Source organism: Ruegeria sp. K7, from assembly GCF_056531785.1.
In genome coordinates, this window is record NZ_JBQFMJ010000013.1 from 118,874 (window position 1) to 141,943 (window position 23,070).

Consider the following 23,070-nt stretch of genomic DNA (forward strand, 5'->3'; position numbering starts at 1 on the left):
AACTGTTTAAAAAAACTGTGACACAGACGCGGGCTCCGGCATTATTACACAGGATGAAATTAAGATAGAGCATAACCTTGATTAACTATTTTGGATACGGCTCTAATATGAATTTTACTTCATTAAGAGCTAAAGGCGTCACACCTTCGGCGTCCCGTGCGGCGACGCTCAGGGGGTGGCGTTTAACGTTCAATGTCGAGCATTTCTTTCGCCACGAAGGGGGCGTTGGAAATATCGAACACACCGGAAACCCACAGGACCGGGTTCTGGGCGTTCTGCATTGCTGCAACGAGGCCGACCTTGCAGCGCTCGACCAGATGGAAGCCTATGGCGTGGGGTATGACCGGACTGTGGTCGACATCGAAACTGTTCAGGGGGCCGAGCAGGCGCTGGCCTATGTTGGCTTGCCGGATTTTGTCAACGACGCCTGCCTGCCAACACGCCGTTATCTGAACATTCTGGCGCGCGGGGCGTCCGAGGCCGGCATTGACCCGGAATACATTGCGGCGCTGAACCGGCATCCGGTTCTTCAGCCACCGGTCCTGCCCGCCTTTGACCCGGGACCTGTTCCCCGTGTCATTGACCACACCGGGCTTGCCCGGCACCTGACGGTGCTGGCGGGATCTGTCTTTGACATGACGAATGCGCGTCCGGCGCAATCTATCGGGAAGGACTGGTTCGGCGGCAGGGAAGTCACGGTGTTTTTGCTCAAGCGACTGGACACCAGCGACGGGACCGAATGTCTCGAAGATATCCTGAACGACCGGCTGCGACCGGACCAGAAAGACTGTCTGAACACCTATCTGCACGCCTTTGCGGATGAGTATCAGTATGCAGGTCAATTCGACTATACTTCCCTGCCAGCCGAAAAAAGGCTAGGATAGGGCTTTTTAAGGGGGGAATTATGGGCCATCTGGCAGCGTCTCCGCATGGAGTCATCTCGGAACCTTTGCCTGACATATTTTTCGTCACCGGCACACGAGAGATGCATTTCAATGACATTGACTGGCAGTTCAGCCGGAACATGACGATAGTTCGCGAAGGTGACAGGCTGATATTGTTCAATGCGGTCAGGCTTTCCGATGACGGGTTGAAGGCGCTGGAGCAGTTGGGCCGGATTACCGACGTCGTTCAGGTCGGTGGTTTGCACGGAGCCGACGATGCCTTTTACCGGGACACATTTGGCGCGACCTACTGGGCCCAGCCCGGTGCCGGTCAGGAAGGCGTTCCGGTGGATCGTGAACTGGTCGAAGGCGGCGAACTGCCGGTATCAGACGCGCAGCTTTTTACCTTCAAGACCACCAAAACCCCCGAATGCATTTTTAGGCTCGATCGGGACGGCGGTGTAATGATCGCGTGCGACGCATTGCAGAACTATCTGAACCCTGACGAATTCTTCAGTAAGGATTCTGCCGAAATGATGGAAGGCATGGGGTTTTTTACACCGGCCAATGTCGGCCCGGTCTGGATGCAGGTGTCTGAACCTCAGGCCGAAGATTTTCAGCGCTTGTCGGCTCTGGAATTCAGGCACGTTTTCTGTGGCCACGGCGCGCCGGTGTTGGGTGGCGCGTCTGACGCCTACAAGGCGACTTTCAAGCGGCTTTTTGAATTTTGACTGACCGGCGCGTGTGCAAACGGCACACGCGCATCCTTTTACTTTTGACCCGCCCCTCGGGAGCGTGCCCAAGACCTATTGTTTGTTCAAAGAGGAATTCGTCATGACGAGCGCAAATTGGAAAGCAAATCCCTCCTCAGATCAGTGGAACGATCCAAACAACTGGGACACAGATCAGATACCGATGGCAAACGCCCAGTTCGGAGGATCCTCTCATACCGCGATAACCTTCACTCCTGATTCAATGGCTCAGATCGAGTGTCTTGAATTTTCGGAACAGTCGGATGCCTATTCATTCACAATCCGGGATCTTGCCAAGCAGCCCGCGCTGACGATCACCGGGCGCGGCATCGTCAATCAATCGCTCAATACCCAAAGCTTCATCGTGGCGTCCTTTGGAACCTACAACCAACCTCAGCTGAAGTTCACCGGTTCTGCATCCGCTGGCGAGGGGCCGGTCAGTTTTTACGCAGGCCCTCCGTCGCTGGAAACGACCTACGGGGGCGGCACGATCGCCTTTCATGACGACGCCGATGCCGGGGCCGCGTACTTCACGCTCAGAACCGGGAAAGTGCCCCCTCCGGACAGAAACAGCAGTCTTGGTGGCACAGTGAAATTCAGCGAACGTGCCCGCGCGGGAACCGCAACCTTTTCGATTTTTGGAACACTGGGCAGTGACGGGGATACCTTTGCCAATGCCGTGTTTCATCAGGCGGCATCAGCGGATCGGGGCACTTTCATCAATCACGGTGGCACTGTCCCGGGCGGTGATGGCGGCAACACGCAGTTTTACGACTATTCGACAGCCGGACAGGCGACCTACCTGAATTTTGGCGGCACCGCAGTTGATGCGGACTGGCACGGGGCCAATGGCGGTGACGTTGCCTTTGACGGCTGCGCGACGGGTGGGCAGGGAAAGTTCAACAACTACCCGGCTACAATCGACGGTGCGCATGGCGGCGTGACCAGCTTCAACAACAACTCCAACTATCCGGCGATGGACAATCCCGGCGCATCGGCGGGCGACGGGACCTATATCAACTATGGTGCAACAAAAGACTGGCCCGGAGGCGGCGGGCATACCGAATTCACAGCGCGCTACGGTTATGCCACAGCCGCCAACGCAACCATTGTGAATTTCGGAAGTGCCGTAAACCGCAGCTCGGGCGCGGGGCATACGATCTTTTCAATCAAACCCCCGAACGAATTCTTTTCCAGTGCCGGCAGGGCGACTATCTGGAACCACCCCGGGCAGGCTGGCGGCTATACGATATTTGAATCTTCCTACGGCACCGGCGCGCCAAATCTTCCACCGACCGCAGAAACTGCGATCTTTCACAATCTGGGCGGCAATGAACCGGGTCAGGAGGGCGGATATACCTCGTTCACGGATGTGGGCACCGCAGCCAGTGCCACTTTGATTGCTTATGCCGGGGCGCGCGGCGGCGATGGTGGTCAGGTCCTGTTTTCCGACAAATCTACCGGAGGCTCGGCAACGGTTCAGTTGATCGGCAATGGCGTGCTCGACCTCAGCGGACATGATGGCGGTCTTGGTATCGGACAACTGGATTTGACCAATGGCATACTGAAGGTCCAGCTTGGTACGAACCCCACAACGCTCAGTGTTTCCGGGGCCGTAAACGTAAATCGTTCCCCGGTAACGTTGGTTTTTTCCTTCCCTCGCGGCCATGGTCTGAAAAACGGGGTTGAATACCCCGTTCTTCAGGCTCCGAACATGGCTGAACTGGATGTGGCGCAATTCGTTGGAAATGCCATAGATGGCAATTCACCGACATTTGTGATCACCGGTGACACCCTGAAGGTATCCTACTAGGCCGCGTCCGAGTTTAAGCGGGCTTGTGCCCGAAGGGTACCTTGCAGAAAACACTGGACAGAGCTGTCTATTGATGCTGTTCTCTAATGGACAGTTATGAACAGTACTGTGCCTGTCCGGATTAAAAGCACTCAGGGAAGGAAATGGACCGATGAAGTCACACTATCGTGCGGTCGTTATTGGTGGCGGCGTTGTCGGCGCGTCTGTTTTGTACCATCTGGCCAAATTCGGCTGGAAAGATGTCTGTCTGATCGAGCGGAACATTTTGACCGCGGGCTCAAGCTGGCACGCCGCAGGCGGCTTTCACGCCCTGAATGCGGACCCTAATATCGCTGCATTGCAGGCCTATACGATCGACCTGCTGTCCGAAATCGAAAAGGAATCCGGACAATCCGTCGGGATGCACATGACTGGTGGCCTCACCCTGGCCGGAACACCCGACCGATGGGAATGGTTGCAATCGGCGTATCGGACATTTCAGGCCATCGGCATCGACGACGTGCGTCTCGTGTCGCCCAAAGAGGCCAAAGAACTGTGCCCGATCATGTCCGATCACGGGATTCTGGGCGGCATGTGGGCCGAGCGCGAAGGATATATCGACACCACCGGCACGGTCCATGCCTATGCGGGCGCGGCCAGGAAGCACGGTGCAGAAGTCATAGAACACAACCGAGTTCTGGAATTGAACCAGACCCAGGGCGGATGGGAGGTTGTGACCGAAAAGGGGACGATCCACGCCGAACATGTTGTCAACGCCGCGGGCCTGTGGGCCAAGCAGGTGGGTCGCATGGCCGGTATCGAACTGCCGGTCTCGCCGCTGAACCATCATTACCTGATCTCCGACACGATCCCGGCCGTCGAGAAGCTGGAACGAGAACTGCCGTTGGTCGTGGATCTCGAGGGCTTTACTTACATGCGGCAGGATCAGAACGGCATCCTGCTGGGCATTTACGAGATCGATCACGAACACTGGATGATGGACGGCGCGCCCTGGGAATACGGATTCGAGTTGCAGCAGGAGGACCCGGATCGGATTGAAAAAGAACTGACGCTGGGTTTTGAGCGTTTCCCGGATCTTCAGCATGTGGGCGTCAAAACATGGGTGAACGGCGCCTTTACCTTTTCACCGGACGGCAACCCCCTGGTCGGTCCGGTGCGCGGCAAGCCCGGCTACTGGTGTGCCTGCGCGGTGATGGCAGGTTTTCTGCAAGGCGGCGGCGTCGGGAAGTCGCTGGCCGAATGGATGATCCATGGCGAGCCCGAGGCGGATGTCTTTGGCATGGATGTCGCGCGCTACGGGCCATTTGCCGAGAACAAACAATACATCAAGGAAACCACCGGTCAGTTTTACACCCGGCGGTTTGTGATGACCTATCCGAACGAACAATTGCCGGCCGGCCGGCCGCTGAAAATGGCGCCTGCCTATTCGGACATGACCGAAGCGGGCTGCCAGTGGGGCGCCAGTTGGGGACTTGAGGTTCCGCTGTACTTCGCCCCCGCCAAGGATTTTGCAGAAACACCAACCCTAAAACGATCCAACGCATTCGATCTCGTGGCCGAGGAGTGTAAAGCCGTTCGAGAAACCGTCGGGCTGCTGGACATCTCCGGATTCTCGCGTTTCGAAATCTCGGGTCCCAATGCAGAAGCCTGGCTGGACAATCTGATGGCCAGCAAGTTGCCTGGACCCGGACGGGCAAGACTGGCCCCAATGCTGTCCCCCGAAGGCAAGCTGAAAGGTGATTTGACAGTCTTCAACTGGGGCGACGGCACATGGTGGATCATGGGCAGCTACTACCTGCGCGAATGGCACATGCGCTGGTTCAATACCTACCTGACCGATGGTGTCACGATCCGCGACATTGCCGATGATATTGTTGGGTTCAGCCTGTCGGGGCCAAACAGCCGCAAGGTTCTGGAAAAACTGACGGTTGGCCCTATCGGCGACCTTCGGTTTATGGGGTGCGGTACGTTCGATATCGGACTGATCCGCGCCAAAGTCGGCCGACTTTCAGTAGCGGGAGAGCTGGGATACGAAATCCACTGTCGAGCGGCTGAACACATCGCTCTGCGAAAAACCCTTCTGAAGGCCGGAGCGGATCTGGGCATACGTGAAGTTGGTTTCAACGCGTTGCTGTCACTGCGGCTGGAAAAGAGTTTTGGCATCTGGTCGGCCGAGTTTACGCAGGCGTACACGCCCGCGCAAACGGGAATGGATCGCTGGATCGACTGGTCCAAATCGTTCATCGGAAAGTCCGCGGCCGAAGCGGAACGCACGGCCACACCGGATCAGGTCATCGTCACGGTTGAGATCGACAGTCAGGATGCGGATGCCAGCGGTTATGAACCTGTTTGGAAAGATGGCAGGCGCGTGGGCTTTGTCACATCGGGTGGATACGGGCACACAGTACGGAAATCGCTGGCAATGGCCATGGTGGATCGGGAATGTGCCGAGGAAGGGACCAAGTTGCAGATCCACGCGGTGGGCGTTGAAAAAACGGCGCGTGTGATTGCCGCATCGCCCTATGATCCCCAAGGTCTGGCGATGAGAGGGTGATGCGATGAACCCAGAAAACAACAGCCCGGGTGGCAGGCGCAGGGGACGCGGCGGCGAGACCGTCAGGACCCCGGCGCGCGATGTGAACTACCGCCAGCTCAAAAACCCGTTTCCGGCGATGGACGTGTTTTCGGCAGATGAGATTGCGAACATGCACGCAACTGCCCTGCGATTGCTGGAAGAGCTGGGCATAAAAGTTCTGTTGCCCGAGGCCCGGGCTATTTTCGCGAAAGGCGGTGCCCGCGTCGATGAGGACACCGAAATGGTGAATATCGGACGCGACATGGTCGACGCGGCGCTGGCAACGGCGCCAAAGTCCATCACCTGCCGCGCGGGGGCGCGACACCGGGATGTGACACTGGAGCTTGGCAGCCTTGTATTTCAAGCCGGGGCAGGGGCACCCAACGCGACCGACCTCGAACGGGGGCGGCGTGCGGGTTCGGCGCGGGACTACAGGGAATACACGCAGATCAACCATCACTTCGATGTGTTTCAGATGCTATCACCCTCGGTCGAACCTCAGGATGTGCCGACCCATCTGCGGCACTATTTCACGACCGAAGTTCAACTGACGCTGTCAGACAAGTTTCCGTTCCTGTTTTCCCGTGGCACACCGCAGGCAATGGACAATTTTGAGATGCTGAGGAACTTTCGGGGTCTGTCGGACGATGAATTCCTTGCCACGCCACATGCATACACGATCATTAACACCAATAGTCCCCGTACACTCGACATCCCGATGGCGCAGGGCCTGATCGATTTTGCCCGACACGGGCAACTTTCGATTGTCACGCCCTTCACGCTGATGGGGGCGATGGCTCCGATCACGGTGGCCGGGGCGATTACGCTCAGCCATGCCGAGGCGCTGGCGGCGATCACGCTGACCCAGCTGGCCCGTCCGGGTGCGCCGGTCTGCTACGGCACGTTCACGTCCAATGTCGACATGAAATCCGGGGCGCCCGCCTTTGGGACACCTGCGCATTTTCACGCCTCGCTCGCGGCCGGGCAGCTGGCGCGTTTCATAGGTTTGCCTTGGCGTTCCGCTGCCGGTTCAGCGTCCAATCTGAACGACGTGCAGGCGGCAAACGAAAACCAGTTTGGCCTGTGGGGATGCCTGATGGCCGGGGCAACGGTGATCATTCATTCCGCAGGATGGCTCGAAGGTGGGCTCAGTGTTTCCTACGAAAAACTCATCACCGACGCCGAGGTTCTGAACATGGTGGCCGAACTTTGCGCCGGGCGCGCGGCGGGGGCCGATGAAATCGGACTGGATTCGGCACTGTCGCAGGTAGAACCCTGTGGACACTTCTTTGCCGCGCCGCAGACAATGGAGCGTTACAACACCGAATTCTATGAACCGATTGTGCACGACTATGCCAATTTCGGGACTTGGAGCGAACGCGGCTCAGTTGACGCCTCGGTGCGGGCGACCAAGGTCTGGAAAGATATTCTTGCTGCAGACAAAAGACCGGATTTGGATGGTGCACGGGTCGAAAACCTGAAACAGTTCATCGCAAAGCGCACGGCGGAAGGCGGTGCACCGCCGGAGAGTTGAATGAACAAGCGTGCCCAACCCATTTTGAACCGGGATGACCCGGAAAAGGACCCGCTGGTCGGAAACATCAAGGTCACGCGTGAAGACTGGCTGAACCTGTCGCGTGACGTTCTGGTTCACGAAGGTGTTGCCGAGCTGAAGATACTGTCTCTGGCCCGTCGGCTTGGGGTCTCGCGGTCCAGCTTTTACTGGTACTTCGAGGACAGGGCCGATCTTCTGGCAAAGCTTCTGGAGGAGTGGGAGGCGCGGAACACGCAAACGATTGTAACCCACTGCGCAAAACCCGCGCCAGATATCTGTGCTGCGGTTTGCAATTTCTTCCGCTGCTTTGTGACCTCGGATCTGTTCGATCAGGGGCTGGATTTTGCGGTGCGGGAATGGGCGCGCCGGGACGATCAGGTCAATGCTCTGATCGACGCCGCCGATAAAACCCGACTGGACGCCATAACCGAAATGTACGCGCGCCACGGCTACGACGCAGGCGACGCAGATGCGCGGGCCCGCATCCTGTATTTCATGCAGATCGGATATCACGCGGCAGAAATGCGCGAAACTATGGAGGTGCGGGTCAGCCGGATCGAAGGGTTCCTGAAGGGTTTTACCGGAAAGGAACCTTCAGCTGAGTTGATTCAGAGTTTCGTGGCCTATTCACTGGCAATGGATAAGAAAGAATGACGCGGTATTCGGCATTTCAGGTTTTTCGCGAAGGTTTGCGCGGTCAGAAAGGCTGGGCCAAAGCCTGGCGGTCTGCCACGCTGAAACCAGCCTATGATGCGGTGATCATCGGCGGTGGCGGGCACGGGTTGGCAACCGCCTACTATCTTGCCAAAAACCACGGGATGACCAATGTCGCCGTACTTGAAAAAGGCTGGCTTGGCGGCGGCAATACCGGCCGAAACACCACCGCGATCCGCTCCAACTACTTTTATCCCGAAAGCGCCGCGCTTTATGATTTTTCGGTCCGGTTGTACGAAGGCCTGTCCAAAGAGCTGAACTACAATGTCATGTTCTCGCAACGCGGTATGCTTGTCACCGCCCATACCGAGCACGATATGGAAATGGCTGCGCGGCAGTACAACGCCATGCGTCTGAATGGCATAGATGCCGAGCTGCTGAGCCGGGAAGAGATCCGCAAGCGGGTTCCTGTTCTGAACTTCCGGGACGATGCGCGTTTTCCGATTCATGGTGGTGTCAATCAGCCGCGTGGCGGAACCGGTCGGCACGACGCGGTTGCCTGGGGATATGCGCGCGCGGCCGACCAATTGGGCGTGGACATCATTCAGAACTGCGAAGTGCAAGGCTTTGTGATGGAAGCCGGGCGCTGCGTCGGTGTGCAGACGTCATTGGGTGAAGTGCGCACGGGCGTGATTGGCGCTTCTGTGGCAGGGCATTCGTCTGTTCTGGGGCAACTTGCCGGGTACAAGTTGCCCATACATTCCTATGCGCTGCAGGCGTTTGTCTCCGAGCCGTTGAAACCGGTTCTGGATACCGTCGTGTTGTGCCCGGCACTGGGAACTTATGTCAGCCAATCCGACAAAGGCGGGCTGGTGGTCGGCGGCGGGCTGGACCGAGTGCCGTCCTACGGTCAACGCGGTAACCTGCCGATGCAGGAAGTCGTTTTGGGCGGGCTGGCCGAGATGATGCCGGCCTTGGCCAAGGTGAAGCTTCTGCGCCATTGGGCCGGGATCGTCGACGTGACGCCCGACAGTTCTCCGATAATCGGGCCGTCGGGCGTGGATGGCATCTATCTCAATTGCGGCTGGGGTACCGGCGGCTTCAAGGCGATCCCGGCGGGCGGATATCTGCTGGCACATCTGATGGCCACGGGCAGCCATCACGAGATCAGCCGCCCCTTTGACATCAGCCGTTTCGCGACAGGCGCGCTTGTGGATGAAAGCGCGGCCTCTGGCATTCCGCATTAGGAGGTTGAATTGCAGATTTTTCCCTGTCCCTTTTGCGGTCCTCGGGACGAGCGCGAATTTCACTTTGCAGCCGAGGCGGGAAAAACCCGCCCGGATACCAGCGGCGCGGTTTCCGATGCGGAATGGGCCGACTATCTGCACATGCACCGCAACGATAAGGGAGTGGTCCGGGAAATCTGGATGCACACAACCTGCGCCGAAGTGTTCCTGTTGGAGCGTGACAGTGTGACGATGGATGTCCTTGGCTCGACCCCTCTCAGAAAGGTCGCGCCATGACGTCATTTCGCACTACTTCGGGCGGGCTGATTGATCGGACCCGGCCGCTGAATTTCACATTCGATGGCAAACCCTATCAGGGATTTGCTGGCGACACCGTGGCTTCGGCGCTGATGGCCAGCGGCGTGCGTGTGATGGGGCGCAGTTTCAAGTACCATCGTCCGCGCGGTGTCTGGAGCGCCTGGGTGGATGAGCCCAACGCGATCATGACAGTTACCCTGAACGGCCGGGAACTGCCCAATTGCCTGGCCACAACCACGCCTCTTGAGGAGGGGATGCAGGTCCGCGCGGTCAATGCCTGGCCCACTGCACAGTTCGATATCAAGGGCGGCCTTGATTTCTTTCACCGTTGGCTGTCTGCCGGGTTCTACTACAAAACCTTCATCTGGCCCGACTGGCATCTGTTTGAACCATCGATCCGGAAAATGGCCGGATTGGGCGCAGTGTCGACGGACGTTTTCGACGGCTATTCCTCGGACAAAACTCATGCGCATTGCGACACGCTGGTTGTGGGCGCGGGCCCGGCAGGGCTGGTCGCTGCCCGCACTGCCGCTGAGGCCGGGCAGGACGTCGTTCTGGTAGATGATCATCCGGAAACCGGCGGCAGCGCCTATCAGTTCGAGGCGATTGAATCCGGGGCGCCGGCAGAATGGGTTACATCGCAAAGAATAGCCATCGAGTTGGCAGGCGGGCGCATCCTGACATCGACCACAGCTTTTGGGGTCTATGACCACGGTTTGGTTGGGCTGGTTGAAAACGGCCCTTTCGGCACCGCTCCGCGCCTATGGCGGATGAGGGCAGGGCGCGTCATTCTGGCCAGCGGGGCTTTGGACCGGCCGATAACGTTTGCCAACAATGACCGGCCGGGCGTGATGTCGCTGATGGGCGCGGCCGAGTATCTTGCGCGGTATGGTGTTCTGGCCGGGCGGGAGGTTGCGGTTCTCAGCAATCACTCATTGGCCGATCCGATCATTGCCAAGCTCAAGGACACCGGGGCGCGTGTCGTCCAAATCGACCCTTCGACGGGACCGGTCAAAGTTTCTGGCGGCAAGTCTCTGAAATCAATCTTTGCAGGTGACAGAACCTACCCGGTCGATACCGTGCTGAGCTCAGGCGGGTTGACGCCGCTGGTGCATCTGTGGCGGCACGCTGGGGGTAAACTGGATTGGTGCGCCACGCGGCAGACCTTCCTGCCTGGCGCCGCACCTGGCGGGATGATCGCGATCGGCGCGGCCAACGGCACCTACGATCTGAGCGCAGCGCTGGATGAGGCAAGTGCGGCCGGTCGGGGCGAAACTACAACACGTCCGGACACCACTATTATCCTTAACCCGTTGTGGCCAACACCCGGCTCGAAAGGGCGCCAGTGGATCGATTTTCAGCATGATGTCACGCTCAAAGACGTGGAACTTGCCGCCCGCGAAAACTTTGTCTCGGTCGAGCATCTGAAACGCTACACGACACTTGGGATGGCGTCCGATCAGGGCAAGACATCAAACATGGCCGGGCTTGCGGCCATGGCAGCCATTCAGGACCGGCCAATCCCCGAGGTTGGCACCACAACCTTCCGTCCCCCTTTTGTGCCTGTCCCGATAGAGACCTACCATGGGGCGCGAACCAACGAACTTTGCAATCCGCTGAAACGCTTGCCGCTGGAACCGCAGCACCGCGCGCTTGACGCGGCGCTTTGTGAATATGGCGGGTGGCTACGCCCGGGATGGTACGGCAACGGAACGCCGGAACAGTTGATCCGTGCCGAGGCAGTGCGCACACGCGAGAGCGCGGGCATTCTCGATGGCTCTCCCTTGGGTAAGATCGAGGTGATGGGCCCGGATGCCGAAGCCTTTGTGAATTTCATCTTTTATAACACCATCAAAACACTCAAACCCGGTGCAATCCGCTACGGATTCATGCTGACCGAAGGCGGCATCGTTTATGATGACGGGGTGATCTCGCGGTTGGATCAGAACCGGTTTGTGATTTCCTGCTCGTCCAGCCACGTGGACAGCGTGCGCATGCACCTGGAATCCTGGCGTCAGGATGGCAACGACCCCGATCGTATTTTTGTGCACGACATGACCCATCAATATGTCACGGTTACGGTCACCGGGCCCAAAGCCCGGGAAATCCTGACGGTTCTCGATCTGGGCATTGATCTGTCCGCTCAGGCGTTCCCTCACATGACATTTCGCGAAGGGAGCTTCAATGATGCCTCTGTTCGGGTGTCACGTGTCAGTTTTACCGGCGACCTCAGCTATGAAATCTCGGTCCCTGCATCGTCTGGGCGCAGCCTGTGGCAGGCCGCAGTTGAGGCGGCTGCGCCTTTCGGCGCCGCCCCTGTCGGCATCGAGGCAATCTCGGTCCTGCGAGCCGAAAAAGGCTATATCATGATCGGCAAGGACACGGATGGAGAGACCATGCCGCACGATCTGGGTTATTCCATCCCCCGGGAAAAGAAGAAAACCCCATTTGTCGGGGACCGCAGCCTTCACACCGCCACGGCCAACCGTTTGGACCGCAAGACACTGGTCGGCCTGACCGTTCCGGCGGGCGAACCGGCCATTCCGACCGGCGCGCATATGGTGACTGGTGACACACCACCCCGCTCGCTGGGTTACGTAACATCAAGCTATGACAGTCCAAGTGTCGGCGCGCCGATTGCATTGGGGTTGATGGAAAGCGGTGCAGAACGAACAGGCGAAATGATTGACATCTGGCACGACGGCCAGCGTCGCAAGGCGACGTTGTGTGCGCCTTGCTTCTACGACCCGGAAGGAGAGCGCCTGAATGCGTGACGACCGGAATAAATGGGCCCCCGCTGGGCAATACGGGCAAGAGATTGATTTGGGGTCAACCGCTATGTCCCGAGTGCATCTCGAACGCCAGACCCTGATGTCCGGCCTCGACCTTGCATCGCGGTCGGTGCCCCCGTGCACCGGCTGGCCTGATGTCGTGGCAGATGACGTCTACACCATCGCCTTGCGTCGCGACAGATTGCTTGAGGTCAACGGACCAGACCGACAGGAAGGCTGGCACGAAGAACAGAACATGGCTGTTTCTGACGTTTCGCACGCCTATTCGGTTTTTGACCTGAGTGGGCCGGGGGCGATGGAGTTGCTACAGCGCGGAACCGAAATCCGGTTTGATCAGCCATCAAAAAGCGCGGTCCGTCGATTTTTCGGGTTCGAGGTCACTCTTTACCGCGTTCAATCGGAAACCCGGTTTCGCCTGCATATCGCAAATGCACACGACCACGCTTTGTGTGAGTTTCTTACCAAAGCGGCCAATGCTTTCTGACAGTATCTGTGTCGCGAGCGAAGGCCCGTTTCGGGCAGATGAATGGTCGTTCGGTTGATCAGCGAGTGGGGCAAAAACCCACGTTTGGCTTGACTTGGCTTCCCCAAGCAGGAACCGTTAAGTCAGAGGGGTTTATCGGGCTCGGTGGGCATTCCGCTATCTGACCCGCCAGATTCCGCAGGAGGGCCAGGAACATGTATCGCCTTCGTCTATTTTCGGTCCGGCATTCGGGTACATTTGAAAAAATTTACAAATACGTGGAAAGGGCGATGGTTGCGCTTGACCCGCTGTTCGACCGGATCGGATATCACCGGGTGGAAAAACCTGTTGCGCTGGTTGAACGGGGTGTGAAATCGCTGCTGTTTGATTGCCGCATGTGCGGTCAATGCGTTTTGTCATCAACCGGTATGTCTTGCCCCATGAATTGCCCGAAACAGTTGCGCAACGGTCCCTGTGGCGGTGTTCGGCCCGGTGAATACTGCGAAGTGAAACCGGACATGAAATGCGTCTGGGCCTTGGCCTGGAACGGTGCGAGCCGGATGAGCAGCGGTGCGGCACAGATCAATGAGGTTTTGCCTCCGGTCGAGCACACCTTGCAGGGAACATCATCCTGGCTGCGTGTCAGTCGGGAAAAAGCAATGCGTGCGCGGGATCAACGTGACATGGCCAAACAAGCCCTGGCGCAGTCCTTCCCCGAGGCCCGGTCGATGGAGCCGGTTGCCGCACCTTTGGCGCAGGAACCCGAAAATATCGGGAGCGGTAAGAAATGACTGGTCATATCGAAGCGCTGGACACTCATTCATCCCGTTCCGCACTTCCGGAAGGATTTGTCTCACACAGTCGTCTGGAAAAAGTCCTGCGGTCTGGCCGGTTTGCCGTCACGGCCGAATTGAACCCTCCTGACAGCGCCGATCCGTCCGATGTCTACGATGCCGCCCAGCCGCTCAGCGAGGTTGCCGACGCCATCAACGCAACGGATGCTTCGGGTGCCAACTGCCACATGTCCTCGATCGGCATATCCGCGTTGCTGACACGGGCCGGGTACTCGCCCGTCTATCAGATCTCCTGCCGTGATCGTAACCGTATCGCAATTCAAGGCGATGTGCTGGGCGCTGCCGCGCTTGGTGTCAGCAACGTCCTTTGCCTGACGGGCGACGGGGTCGGTGCAGGGGATCAGCCCGGCGCGAAACCGGTTTTTGACTTTGATTCGCTGACGTTGCTGCGCACCATCCGCTCGATGCGGGACAACGGAACATTTCTGTCGGGGCGCAAAATAACCGCGCCGCCGCAGATGTTTCTGGGCGCAGCCGAGAACCCATGTATTCCCCCGTATGAATGGCGTCCAAACCGATTGGCCAAAAAGATCACTGCCGGGGCGGATTTCATCCAGACCAACTACATTTTCGACATGCCGTTGTTCGAATCTTTCATGTCTCGTGTCCGGGACGAAGGATTGGACAAGAAAGTGTTCATTCTGGCGGGGGTCGGCCCGCTGGCATCGGCACGAGCGGCCCGTTGGATGCGCAACAACGTGCCCGGGATTCATATCCCGGACGCGGTCATCGAACGGCTTGAAAAAGCGGACAATCCCAGCGAGGAAGGCAAAAGGATCTGCATTGAACTGCTTCAGCAGGTACAGCAGATCAGGGGCGTCGCGGGGGCGCATGTCATGGCTTATCGACGCGAACATATGGTTGCCGATATCATCCGCGAAGCCGGAGTTCTGCACGCCCGCCGCAGGACCAACCGATGACACAAGCGCCCGCGTCCAAGCGCAGCAAACTTGGATTGTGGCAAAGAATTTGAATATCATTAGAGTATTGAACAACAAAACCGAAAGACAGCGGCGCTGGCTGCGTTCGCCTTTGGCGGTCTAATTCAATGGAAGGTCTGAATCATGAAAATTGACGGCAAGCATTACCGCTCGCTCTGGTTCAACACAGAAAAGGATGTGCTGGAGATCATTGATCAGCGATGGCTGCCGCACAAGCTGGTGATCCGGCCTGTCGACACGATGGATGCCTTTTGCACCGCAATCGTGGAAATGAGCGTGCGTGGCGCGCCTTTGATCGGAGCGACCGCCGCATACGGCATGGCGCTGCAAATGCGGCTGGACCCATCGGATGCGGCAATGGATCAGGCCTGGGAAACGCTGCACGCCACACGACCGACCGCGATCAACCTTCGGTGGGCGTTGGACCGGTGCCGTACGGCTATGCGTCAGTTGGCCCCGTCTGACCGGGCGGCAGCGGCATTGCAAATGGCCCATGACATTGCGGACGAAGATGTCGAGATCAATCGGATGATCGGTGTCCACGGACTTGAACTGATCCGCGACATTGCAGCGAAGAAGCCCGAAGGCGAACCGGTCCGCCTGCTGACCCACTGCAACGCCGGCTGGTTGGCGACGGTTGATTGGGGCACCGCCACCAGCCCGATGTATCACGCCTTTGATGCGGGTATTCCCATCCATGTGTGGGCCGATGAAACCCGGCCGCGCAACCAGGGTGCACTGACATCATGGGAACTGGGCAACCACGGCGTGCCGCACACCTATATTGTCGACAACGCAGGCGGGCACCTGATGCAGCACGGGCAGGTCGACGTGGTCATTGTCGGCACCGACCGGACCACCCGCCGCGGCGATGTCTGCAACAAAATCGGAACCTATCTCAAGGCGTTGGCCGCCCATGACAACAATGTGCCTTTCTATGTGGCTCTGCCGTCGCCGACCATTGACTGGACGGTCAGTGACGGCGTTCGCGAAATCCCGATCGAGAAACGCGATCCGCGCGAAGTTACGCATATCTGGGGCAGGGACGATGCGAACGAGATTTCTTCGGTGCAGGTGACACCTGACGGAACAGAAGGCATGGATTTTGCGTTCGACGTCACACCCGCGCGGCTTGTCACGGGGCTGATCACTGAACGTGGCGTATTCGAAGCTTCAGAGGAAAGTCTGGCAGCGGGGTTCCCCGAGATGCAGCGCGGCGCTGCCTGATCTGGCACGGCACAGAACAGATCAAATAGTTATTTAGCGAAACGCTGGTGCACTTGCAGCCCGCCTAACTATGGCGGGCTAGATGCTATCGAAGGCGAAATTCAGGCTTTAGAAGAAAATGAATTCATCCACGTGGAATGGATGAAACGCCTGAGCTTTGCCTGTGCTGATGCCATTCGCTTTGGCCTGGTGAGGGGCGGCTTCCTGCGCCCTTGCCGCCCGGATACGTGCCCGCTCAAGCTCTGCCCAAAGAAAAAACAGGCCCTCACGTTTCCCTACCAGGGATTCCGGCACCAAACGCCGCGATTTTTTGACTTTCTGCTCGATTTTTGCCTCCGGGCTTTGCACCCCTTTTGCACATTTCTAACAATGCGGCAAAATTTGGGCAACGAAATTCCCGGAGGACGTCGAGTTATGCGCTGATATATGCCCGGAAAGCCTACTTTCCGTTCATATCCTGCCACCCACATTACGTTTTGACAGTGTATGAACCGAGGTTAGTTTGCCCTGTTCACCATGTTCGTCACGCTTGTTGCCGCGAAGAGCAAGGCAGCCACACAAACGATTGTTGGCCCGGCAGGCGTATCGAATTCCAAGGCAGCGCGTAGCCCCCCAATAACCGATAAGGTGCCGATCACGGCAGCTATCACCGCCATGCTTTCAGGCGTACGGGCCAGAGGCCGGGCTGCTGCCGAAGGGATGATCAGCATTGCGCCGATAAGCAACACGCCAACAACCTTGATGGCAACTGCAACCGTGACAGCCAGCGCCAGCGTGAGAAACAACTGCTCTCGTCTTGGGTCAATACCGCTTGCATAAGCCAGATCGGTGTTGAGGGTCGCCGTCAGCAATGCCGACCAGCGCCACGAAATCAACAGAACAACCAGCGCCGCACCGCCCCAGATCACAGCCAGATCACCGCGTGATACGGCCAAAATATCGCCAAACAGATAGGCCATCAGGTCTATTCGCACCCCTGACAGAAACGAAACTGCGACCAGACCGAAGGCAAGTGCGGAATGGGCCAGTACCCCCAACAAGGTGTCCATCGTGTATCCGCGCCCGGACAGGAACGTCACAGTCAGCGCCAGTAGAAGCGCAACGGCAGTCGCGCCTGCAAAGATCGACACCTGAAAAGAAAGGGACAAGGCAACCCCCAGAATTGCGGCATGGGCGGTTGCATCGCCGAAATAGGCCATGCGCCGCCAGACCACAAAAGAACCCAAAGGTGCCGCTGCGCACGCTACACCAACCCCGGCCAGCGTGGCGCGCGTCAAAAAATCATCCAGCATTACTCGGCAGCCTCCTTCGAAGCGTGATCATGACCATGGTCGTGGTCATGGCGATACAGTGCCAGTGCACCACCTGTCCCCGAACCGAACAGGGCCCGGTATTCCGGCGCGGTTGCCACCGTTGCAGGCGTACCTTCGCAACAGACGTGGCCGTTCAGGCATATGACACGGTCCGAGGCGCTCATGACCACGTGTAGATCGTGGCTGATCATCAGTACGGCGCATCCGGTCTCGGCACGGGTGGCTTCGATCTGTTGATAAAACGCTGCAGAACCCGGTTGATCGAGCCCCTGGGTCGCCTCGTCCAGCAACAGCAACTCGGGCTGGTTCAGCAAGGCCCGCGCCAGCAGGACGCGCTGGAACTGCCCACCGGACAGTTGTGACATTTGCTGCCCCGAAAGATCGGGAACGCCCGCACGTTTCAGCGCTTGTCTGCAGGCCGATCGATCAACCGCGCCCGGAAGACGCATGAACCGTTCCACCGTGATCGGAAGCGTAGGGTCGATATGCAGCCGCTGCGGCACATAACCCAGCCTCAGCCCGGGTTTCAGCCGTACACGGCCAGTCGAAGCACGCGTCGCCCCGATCAGGGACCGCAGCAGGCTTGTCTTTCCAGATCCGTTTGGCCCGACTATCGTGACGATCTCACCCGGATTTATCGACAGGTTCACATCGCGCAGCACGGTTTTTGCGCCGTAGCGGATGCTGAGGCCTTCAATGGTTGCGAGACTCATGAATTTTCTTTCCCAACGCAGGTCGGGCACAGGCCTTCTACTTCGATGATGGTACGTTCAATCCGGAATCCGGATGTCTTGGCAGCTTCTCCCAATGCCCCTTTTTCGGGGGTGGATTGTGCCTCGGCGACTATTTCGCAGTTTCGGCAGATCATGAAGGCAGGGGCGTGCGCTTCGCCGGGATGGGCGCAGGCAACGAACGCGTTCAGTCGTTCGATTTTGTGAACGAATCCATGCTCAACCAGAAAATCCAGCGCACGATACGCGACCGGTGGTTGAGATCCGAAACCTGCCTCGCGCAGCCTTTCAAGGATCGCATAGGCGCCAAGCGCCTTGTGGTCTTCCAGCAGCACTTGCAACACCTTGCGTCGAACGGGTGTAAAGCGAAGGTTCTCTTTCTCACAACGCGCATCTGCCGACGCAATCGCGTCGGTAACGCAGGCCGAATGGTCATGCTGTTCGAACCCGACGCTGACGGCTTCCTCGCGGTTCTGCAAGTCACTTGTCATGTTATTACATATCGTATAATTGAGCGATTAATGTTATAAAATCACATAGGGAACCCCATGTCCAGAAAGCTTCTTTCCCTGTCCATCAGCGCAACCTTGTTTGGAAGTGTGGCGTGGGCTGATACACCGAATGTCGCAGTTGATATCGCGCCCGTGCATTCACTGGTCGCGCGGGTAATGGATGGTGTCGGCAGCCCGGTTCTGATTGTTCAACCCGGAGCTTCGCCGCACGAATACTCCCTGCGCCCTTCGGACGCCGCTGCACTGCAAGACGCGGACTTGGTGTTTTGGGTCGGAGAAGACCTGACACCCTGGTTGGAAGGGGCAATCGAAACGCTTTCGGAAAACGCAGATGTGACATCCCTGATGGAGGCTGAGGGCACGGTCGAACTGGAGCTTCGCGAGAGCGCGTTGTTCGAGGCGCATGACCATGAAGCACATGCCGACTCGGACAATCACGATCACGATGACCACAATGATCATGAAAACCATGATGAACATGATGACGATCATGCCGAAGAAAAAGATCATGACGACCACGATCACGACGAACATGCTGAACACGATCATGGGTCACACGACACTCATGTCTGGTTGTCACCCGAGAACGCGGCAATCTGGCTGAACCTGATCGCCGGGAAGCTCTCAGCCTCTGATCCGGACAATGCAAGTGCCTATTTCTCGAACGCTGCGGCGGCACGGGAAGAAATCGAAGCCCTGAAAACCGAGATCAACGAGATATTGGAACCGGCGCGCGGGAAAGAGTTCATTGTCTTCCATGATGCCTACCAATATTTCGAAGTTGCCTTCGATATTCCGGCCGCCGGGGCAATTTCGCTTTCTGATGCCTCCGATCCCAGCCCGGCACGGATCGCCGAGATTCAGGGCCGTATTCGTGCGGAGGGCATCGACTGTGTCCTTGCCGAACCTCAGTACGACCCCAAACTGGTCCAGACGGTTCTGGACGGGACCGAGGCCAATACCGGCGTCAGCGACCCGATCGGTGCAAATATCGAACCGGGTCCATCGTTTTATCCTCAACTTCTTCGTAATCTTGCAACCACCCTCTCGGATTGCCTTTGACCATCCGGCCTGCATTCCGCTGAAATCGGAGTGCAGGCCGAAACCTCGCAAGGAAACCGTTCGGTTGACCGGCGGATTGATTTGAATCCGCCGATTTTCAGCGCAACGCTTTTCGCGCAGCAACTCCTCGGCTACACTTCTCTCATTGATAACGAGTATTTACCGCTGTCCCGGCATTCATTTGTTTTTTGAGAGGAAAAGTCATGAGCAAACGTCCCACAAAATCGCGGAAGTCAAAGTCTGGCGGAAAGTCCAGCTTGCCAAAAGCGCTTGCTGCGGCCCCGCGGCTTGGTAACCGGGTGCTGAACGCTCACAGGGATATGACTGACCTGCGGGACAGAGCATATAAGCCAACATTGCGACAGCTTCGCCTGACGATGGATCCGCCGCATCCCGATCTAAGCCCCATACGGGATCAGGGACGGGAAGGGGCTTGTACCGGGTTTGCCCTGTCCAGTGCGATCACCCTGATGAACCGGCAGCGCCACGCACGGATCGATCCGTCCGCACAGGTCCCGATGGCCAGTGCACGCATGCTGTACGAGATGGCCAAAATCAACGATGAATGGCCCGGGGAAGACTACGAAGGGTCCAGCATCCGTGCGGCCTTGAAAGGGTTCTACCACAACGGCGTCTGCAGCGACGAAACCGCACCGTACCAGGATGGTGACTCCGGCTGGCATCTGACTGTTGAGCACGCCAAAGAGGCCCGCAACCTTGGACTGGGCGCATATTATCGCATGCGCCCAGAAATTATCGACTACCACGCCGCTTTGAATGAGGTTGGCGTCATCTACGTGTCCGCGCGGATTCACCGGGGATGGCGAAATCCGGCGGATGGCGAAATCGAACCCTCATATTTCAGCGAGGGCGGACACGCCTTCATCATCGTCGGCTATAATGAACGCGGGTTCCTGATCCAGAATTCATGGGGCGAGGACTGGGGCGGATTCAATGGCCGTCCGGGAATTGCCCTGTGGAAGTATGAAGACTGGTCCGCCACCATTATGGATGCCTGGGTGTTGCGCCTGGCGGTTCCGACGCCGGACGCCTTTGACCTGACAGTCAGCAATCCTTCACCTCAATCTCGAACCCTGTTCGGTTCACAGGAAGTCCGCGCGCCCCGGCACGAAGACATCATCGGACACATCATCCATCTCGATGACGGTCAGCTTAGGGAAACTGGGAAATACCCGACACCGATGACGACCATACAGGAGACTGCGGACTTTCTGTCCGACGAAGCCGCTACGGCTGAGCGTGGGTACGAACATCTGCTGTTCTACGCGCATGGCGGCCTGAACAACGCCAACGCCTCGGCCAATCGCGTCCGGAAAATGAAGGAAGTATTCAAGCGCAACGGAATTTACCCCATCCATTTCATGTGGGAGACCGGTTTTTTTGAATCGCTCACAGATGTCGTCTTTTCGTCGCGCAGTAGGGCCGAGGCTCGGGTCGGCGGCCTGTCGGATTTCTTCGATACCGCCCTGGAATCCTTTGTCCGCAAACCGGGAACAGCTGTATGGCGCGACATGAAATGGGACGCCCGGGAAAGCTTTAGGGCCGGGGGCGGCGGGCGTAAAGCTGTCAAGGCACTTCTAAAGGGCAACGCGCAGCGGTCCAAACCCCTTCAGATCCATTTTGTGGGTCACAGCGCGGGCTCGATACTTCTGGCGCATATGCTGGATGCCATGGACAAAATGAACCCGCTCAACACCCCGATTGAATCATGTTCCCTGATGGCTCCGGCCTGCACCGTTGATCTGTTCAAGAAAAGCTATCACCCTAGAATACGCAAAGCCGGAGTAGCCAGCGGTGTCACAAACCTTTGGCAGTATAACCTGATCGATCAGCGCGAACAGGATGACAGTGTCGGGCCCTATCGGAAATCTCTGCTGTATTTCGTGTCCAATGCATTTGAAGACCAAAAGGAAATGCCGATCCTGGGCATGGACAAGTTTGGTAAAAAGGTTCCTGGGAAGAAGGGCTACAAAGTGCACTTTGCCGGGCGTGCATCATCTATAACGGACAGTCACACCCATGGCGGATTCGACAATGATCGCCAGACAATGAACGATATTCTCAAAAATGTGCTTGGGAAAAAACCGTCACCTGCGAATGGGTTCCAGCCCAGCGACCTTGTCGGTTACTGACATGCGCTCTGCTTAGAACGCTGACGTCAGTTCAATAAGCGACCGAGGACGGAAACTGGGCCAATGCGGTGGCACCTGAACTGTGTTGTTTCACCGGTCCAGGCAGGCATCCGGAGAACCGCTGTTCCCGGACCTTTTCCGGAGTGTTGTTGTACATTGTCCGAAAGGACCGACCCAGGGACGTGATCGACGAAAACCCGGTCGCGGCAGATATTTCTCGCAATGACATGTCCGTATTGCGCAGCAGGCTGTTTGCACGCTCCAGCCTCAGCGCCCTGTACGTGCATAGCAGCTTGGTTCCTGTTTTGCTCAGAAACCTTCGCTGAAGCTGCCGGGTCGACGTACCCAGTACGGTCGAGATATCAGGGATTTTCAGCGGCTCTTCAATGTGGGTCAACATGGTGTCCACGGCCTGCCTGACCAGTGGGTCTGCGCCCGACCGTTGTATAAGCCGGATGGCCAGTTGGCTTTGGTATTGTGGTCCCGACTCCGTCAGACCGATATAGTCGCGCAGGGATTCCGCAATGTAGGCCCCGTGATCAAGCGACACGAAATCCGACATCAGCCGCAGTGAGCTGAGCCGGGTCGAAGCACTGTGCATGCGACCTGTCGAAGCAAGATGTGTATCGGTTCCGCATTGCTGCAACCCGTTTTCCTGCGCTGCGGCAACAAAGTTTGAATGGACAGCGGCGTCTGTTTTGTCGGCCCGTCCCATCTGCGCCAGCAGCAGAACGGCGCCGCCAACCAGAATTGTTCTTGGTGCCAGGCTAAACACCTGCGAGGTCCAGTTGCGCTCGCGCGAGGAGAGTTTCCAGTTTTTGTGAATATCGCCCCAGAAAATCGCGGTCCGTCCGGCCCAGTACAAGGGTGTCCCCGCGCTTTCAACGGCGACACGCCGGATGTTTACCTTGTAGGAGTGCCCCTCGATCAGATCGTTCAACGCGTCGTAGAATTCGACGATCATATCGGTGGATGGCAGTGCACCCGTTTCCTTTACGAAAACGTCAACTTCATGGACCTTCAGGGCCTTGAGCGCGGCCGGCTCAGCCAGTTCGCTGCTGGCGTTTTTAGGGATATAGTGCTTCATCTCAATAACAGTGACCTGCTTTCAATTTGTGCACCGGAGTGTGGCTGCGGAGGTGGCTAAATGGTGCCCCCGCCGGATGTTTCCGGCGAGGGGTTTTATCTTTCACTCAGCGGCTTCTTCGTATTCTGACATTGGAGGGCATGTGCAGATGAGGTTTC

General features: G+C 57.7%; 21 protein-coding genes. 16 read left to right on the top strand and 5 right to left on the bottom strand.

Going from position 1 to position 23,070, the window contains the following annotated elements; genetic code table 11:
- The first annotated feature begins 77 nt into the window (after positions 1–77).
- From ACR0FE_RS18605 to mtnA, 13 genes are all read left to right on the top strand, one after another.
- Positions 78–884 (top strand): gamma-glutamylcyclotransferase family protein, encoded by an 807-nt coding sequence (locus tag ACR0FE_RS18605; RefSeq protein WP_480914536.1) that lies wholly within the window; start codon positions 78–80, stop codon positions 882–884.
- A gap of 20 nt (positions 885–904) precedes the next feature.
- The gene (locus ACR0FE_RS18610; RefSeq protein ID WP_480914538.1) at positions 905–1,615 is read left to right on the top strand and encodes an MBL fold metallo-hydrolase; all 711 of its coding nucleotides are present in this window, start codon (positions 905–907) and stop codon (positions 1,613–1,615) included.
- A gap of 103 nt (positions 1,616–1,718) precedes the next feature.
- On the top strand, positions 1,719–3,449 hold the full coding sequence (locus tag ACR0FE_RS18615; protein ID WP_480914540.1) for a hypothetical protein: 1,731 nt from the start codon (positions 1,719–1,721) through the stop codon (positions 3,447–3,449).
- A gap of 151 nt (positions 3,450–3,600) precedes the next feature.
- Positions 3,601–6,003: a GcvT family protein gene (locus ACR0FE_RS18620; protein ID WP_480914542.1), complete on the top strand. Its 2,403-nt coding sequence runs from the start codon at positions 3,601–3,603 to the stop codon at positions 6,001–6,003.
- A 4-nt stretch (positions 6,004–6,007) separates the two neighbouring features.
- Positions 6,008–7,558 (top strand): trimethylamine methyltransferase family protein, encoded by a 1,551-nt coding sequence (locus ACR0FE_RS18625; protein ID WP_480914544.1) that lies wholly within the window; start codon positions 6,008–6,010, stop codon positions 7,556–7,558.
- The gene (locus tag ACR0FE_RS18630; protein WP_170613928.1) at positions 7,559–8,233 is read left to right on the top strand and encodes a TetR/AcrR family transcriptional regulator; all 675 of its coding nucleotides are present in this window, start codon (positions 7,559–7,561) and stop codon (positions 8,231–8,233) included. It abuts the gene before it with no gap.
- Positions 8,230–9,480 (top strand): sarcosine oxidase subunit beta family protein, encoded by a 1,251-nt coding sequence (locus tag ACR0FE_RS18635; protein ID WP_480914545.1) that lies wholly within the window; start codon positions 8,230–8,232, stop codon positions 9,478–9,480. Before ACR0FE_RS18630 ends, ACR0FE_RS18635 begins: the two co-directional genes overlap by 4 nt.
- 9 nt (positions 9,481–9,489) lie before the next feature.
- The gene (locus tag ACR0FE_RS18640; protein ID WP_480914547.1) at positions 9,490–9,756 is read left to right on the top strand and encodes a sarcosine oxidase subunit delta; all 267 of its coding nucleotides are present in this window, start codon (positions 9,490–9,492) and stop codon (positions 9,754–9,756) included.
- Complete coding sequence (locus tag ACR0FE_RS18645; protein WP_480914548.1) at positions 9,753–12,551, top strand: 2Fe-2S iron-sulfur cluster-binding protein; 2,799 nt, start codon at positions 9,753–9,755, stop codon at positions 12,549–12,551. Before ACR0FE_RS18640 ends, ACR0FE_RS18645 begins: the two co-directional genes overlap by 4 nt.
- Positions 12,544–13,053, top strand: a complete 510-nt coding sequence (locus ACR0FE_RS18650) for a hypothetical protein (protein WP_480914550.1) — start codon at positions 12,544–12,546, stop codon at positions 13,051–13,053. Before ACR0FE_RS18645 ends, ACR0FE_RS18650 begins: the two co-directional genes overlap by 8 nt.
- Positions 13,054–13,247: 194 nt before the next feature.
- Positions 13,248–13,823 (top strand): methylenetetrahydrofolate reductase C-terminal domain-containing protein, encoded by a 576-nt coding sequence (locus ACR0FE_RS18655; protein WP_170808163.1) that lies wholly within the window; start codon positions 13,248–13,250, stop codon positions 13,821–13,823.
- A complete protein-coding gene (locus ACR0FE_RS18660; RefSeq protein ID WP_170619776.1) occupies positions 13,820–14,806 on the top strand; it encodes a methylenetetrahydrofolate reductase in 987 nt (328 codons plus the stop codon). The genes ACR0FE_RS18655 and ACR0FE_RS18660 overlap by 4 nt, the downstream gene beginning before the upstream one ends.
- A gap of 144 nt (positions 14,807–14,950) precedes the next feature.
- Positions 14,951–16,054, top strand: a complete 1,104-nt coding sequence (gene mtnA / locus ACR0FE_RS18665; RefSeq protein ID WP_480914553.1) for an S-methyl-5-thioribose-1-phosphate isomerase — start codon at positions 14,951–14,953, stop codon at positions 16,052–16,054.
- A gap of 108 nt (positions 16,055–16,162) precedes the next feature.
- Here mtnA and ACR0FE_RS18670 read toward each other — a convergent pair whose 3' ends face one another.
- The 4 genes from ACR0FE_RS18670 to ACR0FE_RS18685 all read right to left on the bottom strand — a co-directional run bounded on the left by ACR0FE_RS18670 (position 16,163) and on the right by ACR0FE_RS18685 (position 18,589).
- Positions 16,163–16,402 carry a hypothetical protein gene (locus ACR0FE_RS18670; protein WP_170682419.1) on the bottom strand — a complete coding sequence of 80 codons (240 nt, stop codon included), beginning with the start codon at positions 16,400–16,402 and terminating at the stop codon, positions 16,163–16,165.
- A gap of 149 nt (positions 16,403–16,551) precedes the next feature.
- Positions 16,552–17,346: a metal ABC transporter permease gene (locus ACR0FE_RS18675; RefSeq protein WP_170613936.1), complete on the bottom strand. Its 795-nt coding sequence runs from the start codon at positions 17,344–17,346 to the stop codon at positions 16,552–16,554.
- Positions 17,346–18,080, bottom strand: a complete 735-nt coding sequence (locus ACR0FE_RS18680) for a metal ABC transporter ATP-binding protein (RefSeq protein WP_170682418.1) — start codon at positions 18,078–18,080, stop codon at positions 17,346–17,348. The genes ACR0FE_RS18675 and ACR0FE_RS18680 overlap by 1 nt, the downstream gene beginning before the upstream one ends.
- Entirely contained in the window at positions 18,077–18,589 is a 513-nt protein-coding gene (locus ACR0FE_RS18685) for a transcriptional repressor (RefSeq protein WP_170613938.1), read from the bottom strand. Before ACR0FE_RS18685 ends, ACR0FE_RS18680 begins: the two co-directional genes overlap by 4 nt.
- Before the next feature lie 57 nt (positions 18,590–18,646).
- Between ACR0FE_RS18685 and ACR0FE_RS18690 the strand changes: the two genes are divergently transcribed.
- The 3 genes from ACR0FE_RS18690 to ACR0FE_RS18700 all read left to right on the top strand — a co-directional run bounded on the left by ACR0FE_RS18690 (position 18,647) and on the right by ACR0FE_RS18700 (position 21,825).
- Positions 18,647–19,672 carry a zinc ABC transporter substrate-binding protein gene (locus ACR0FE_RS18690; protein ID WP_480914555.1) on the top strand — a complete coding sequence of 342 codons (1,026 nt, stop codon included), beginning with the start codon at positions 18,647–18,649 and terminating at the stop codon, positions 19,670–19,672.
- A 30-nt stretch (positions 19,673–19,702) separates the two neighbouring features.
- Positions 19,703–19,864 (top strand): hypothetical protein, encoded by a 162-nt coding sequence (locus tag ACR0FE_RS18695; RefSeq protein WP_480914557.1) that lies wholly within the window; start codon positions 19,703–19,705, stop codon positions 19,862–19,864.
- Between the two features lie 164 nt (positions 19,865–20,028).
- Complete coding sequence (locus ACR0FE_RS18700) at positions 20,029–21,825, top strand: C1 family peptidase (protein ID WP_480914559.1); 1,797 nt, start codon at positions 20,029–20,031, stop codon at positions 21,823–21,825.
- A 31-nt stretch (positions 21,826–21,856) separates the two neighbouring features.
- On the opposite strand, the gene ACR0FE_RS18705 is transcribed toward ACR0FE_RS18700, so the two are convergent.
- A complete protein-coding gene (locus ACR0FE_RS18705) occupies positions 21,857–22,912 on the bottom strand; it encodes a helix-turn-helix domain-containing protein (protein WP_480914561.1) in 1,056 nt (351 codons plus the stop codon).
- Positions 22,913–23,070: the final 158 nt, after the last annotated feature.

Bases quoted from the DNA above. Each gene is read 5' to 3' on its own strand.
- ACR0FE_RS18630 (WP_170613928.1), top strand. From the start codon at position 7,559: ATGAACAAGCGTGCCCAACCCATTTTGAACCGGGATGACCCGGAAAAG.
- mtnA (WP_480914553.1), top strand. From the start codon at position 14,951: ATGAAAATTGACGGCAAGCATTACCGCTCGCTCTGGTTCAACACAGAA.
- ACR0FE_RS18650 (WP_480914550.1), top strand. From the start codon at position 12,544: ATGCGTGACGACCGGAATAAATGGGCCCCCGCTGGGCAATACGGGCAA.
- ACR0FE_RS18660 (WP_170619776.1), top strand. From the start codon at position 13,820: ATGACTGGTCATATCGAAGCGCTGGACACTCATTCATCCCGTTCCGCA.
- ACR0FE_RS18625 (WP_480914544.1), top strand. From the start codon at position 6,008: ATGAACCCAGAAAACAACAGCCCGGGTGGCAGGCGCAGGGGACGCGGC.
- ACR0FE_RS18690 (WP_480914555.1), top strand. From the start codon at position 18,647: ATGTCCAGAAAGCTTCTTTCCCTGTCCATCAGCGCAACCTTGTTTGGA.
- ACR0FE_RS18705 (WP_480914561.1), bottom strand. From the start codon at position 22,912: ATGAAGCACTATATCCCTAAAAACGCCAGCAGCGAACTGGCTGAGCCG.
- ACR0FE_RS18610 (WP_480914538.1), top strand. From the start codon at position 905: ATGGGCCATCTGGCAGCGTCTCCGCATGGAGTCATCTCGGAACCTTTG.
- ACR0FE_RS18675 (WP_170613936.1), bottom strand. From the start codon at position 17,346: ATGCTGGATGATTTTTTGACGCGCGCCACGCTGGCCGGGGTTGGTGTA.
- ACR0FE_RS18635 (WP_480914545.1), top strand. From the start codon at position 8,230: ATGACGCGGTATTCGGCATTTCAGGTTTTTCGCGAAGGTTTGCGCGGT.
- ACR0FE_RS18685 (WP_170613938.1), bottom strand. From the start codon at position 18,589: ATGACAAGTGACTTGCAGAACCGCGAGGAAGCCGTCAGCGTCGGGTTC.
- ACR0FE_RS18645 (WP_480914548.1), top strand. From the start codon at position 9,753: ATGACGTCATTTCGCACTACTTCGGGCGGGCTGATTGATCGGACCCGG.
- ACR0FE_RS18680 (WP_170682418.1), bottom strand. From the start codon at position 18,080: ATGAGTCTCGCAACCATTGAAGGCCTCAGCATCCGCTACGGCGCAAAA.
- ACR0FE_RS18615 (WP_480914540.1), top strand. From the start codon at position 1,719: ATGACGAGCGCAAATTGGAAAGCAAATCCCTCCTCAGATCAGTGGAAC.
- ACR0FE_RS18620 (WP_480914542.1), top strand. From the start codon at position 3,601: ATGAAGTCACACTATCGTGCGGTCGTTATTGGTGGCGGCGTTGTCGGC.
- ACR0FE_RS18655 (WP_170808163.1), top strand. From the start codon at position 13,248: ATGTATCGCCTTCGTCTATTTTCGGTCCGGCATTCGGGTACATTTGAA.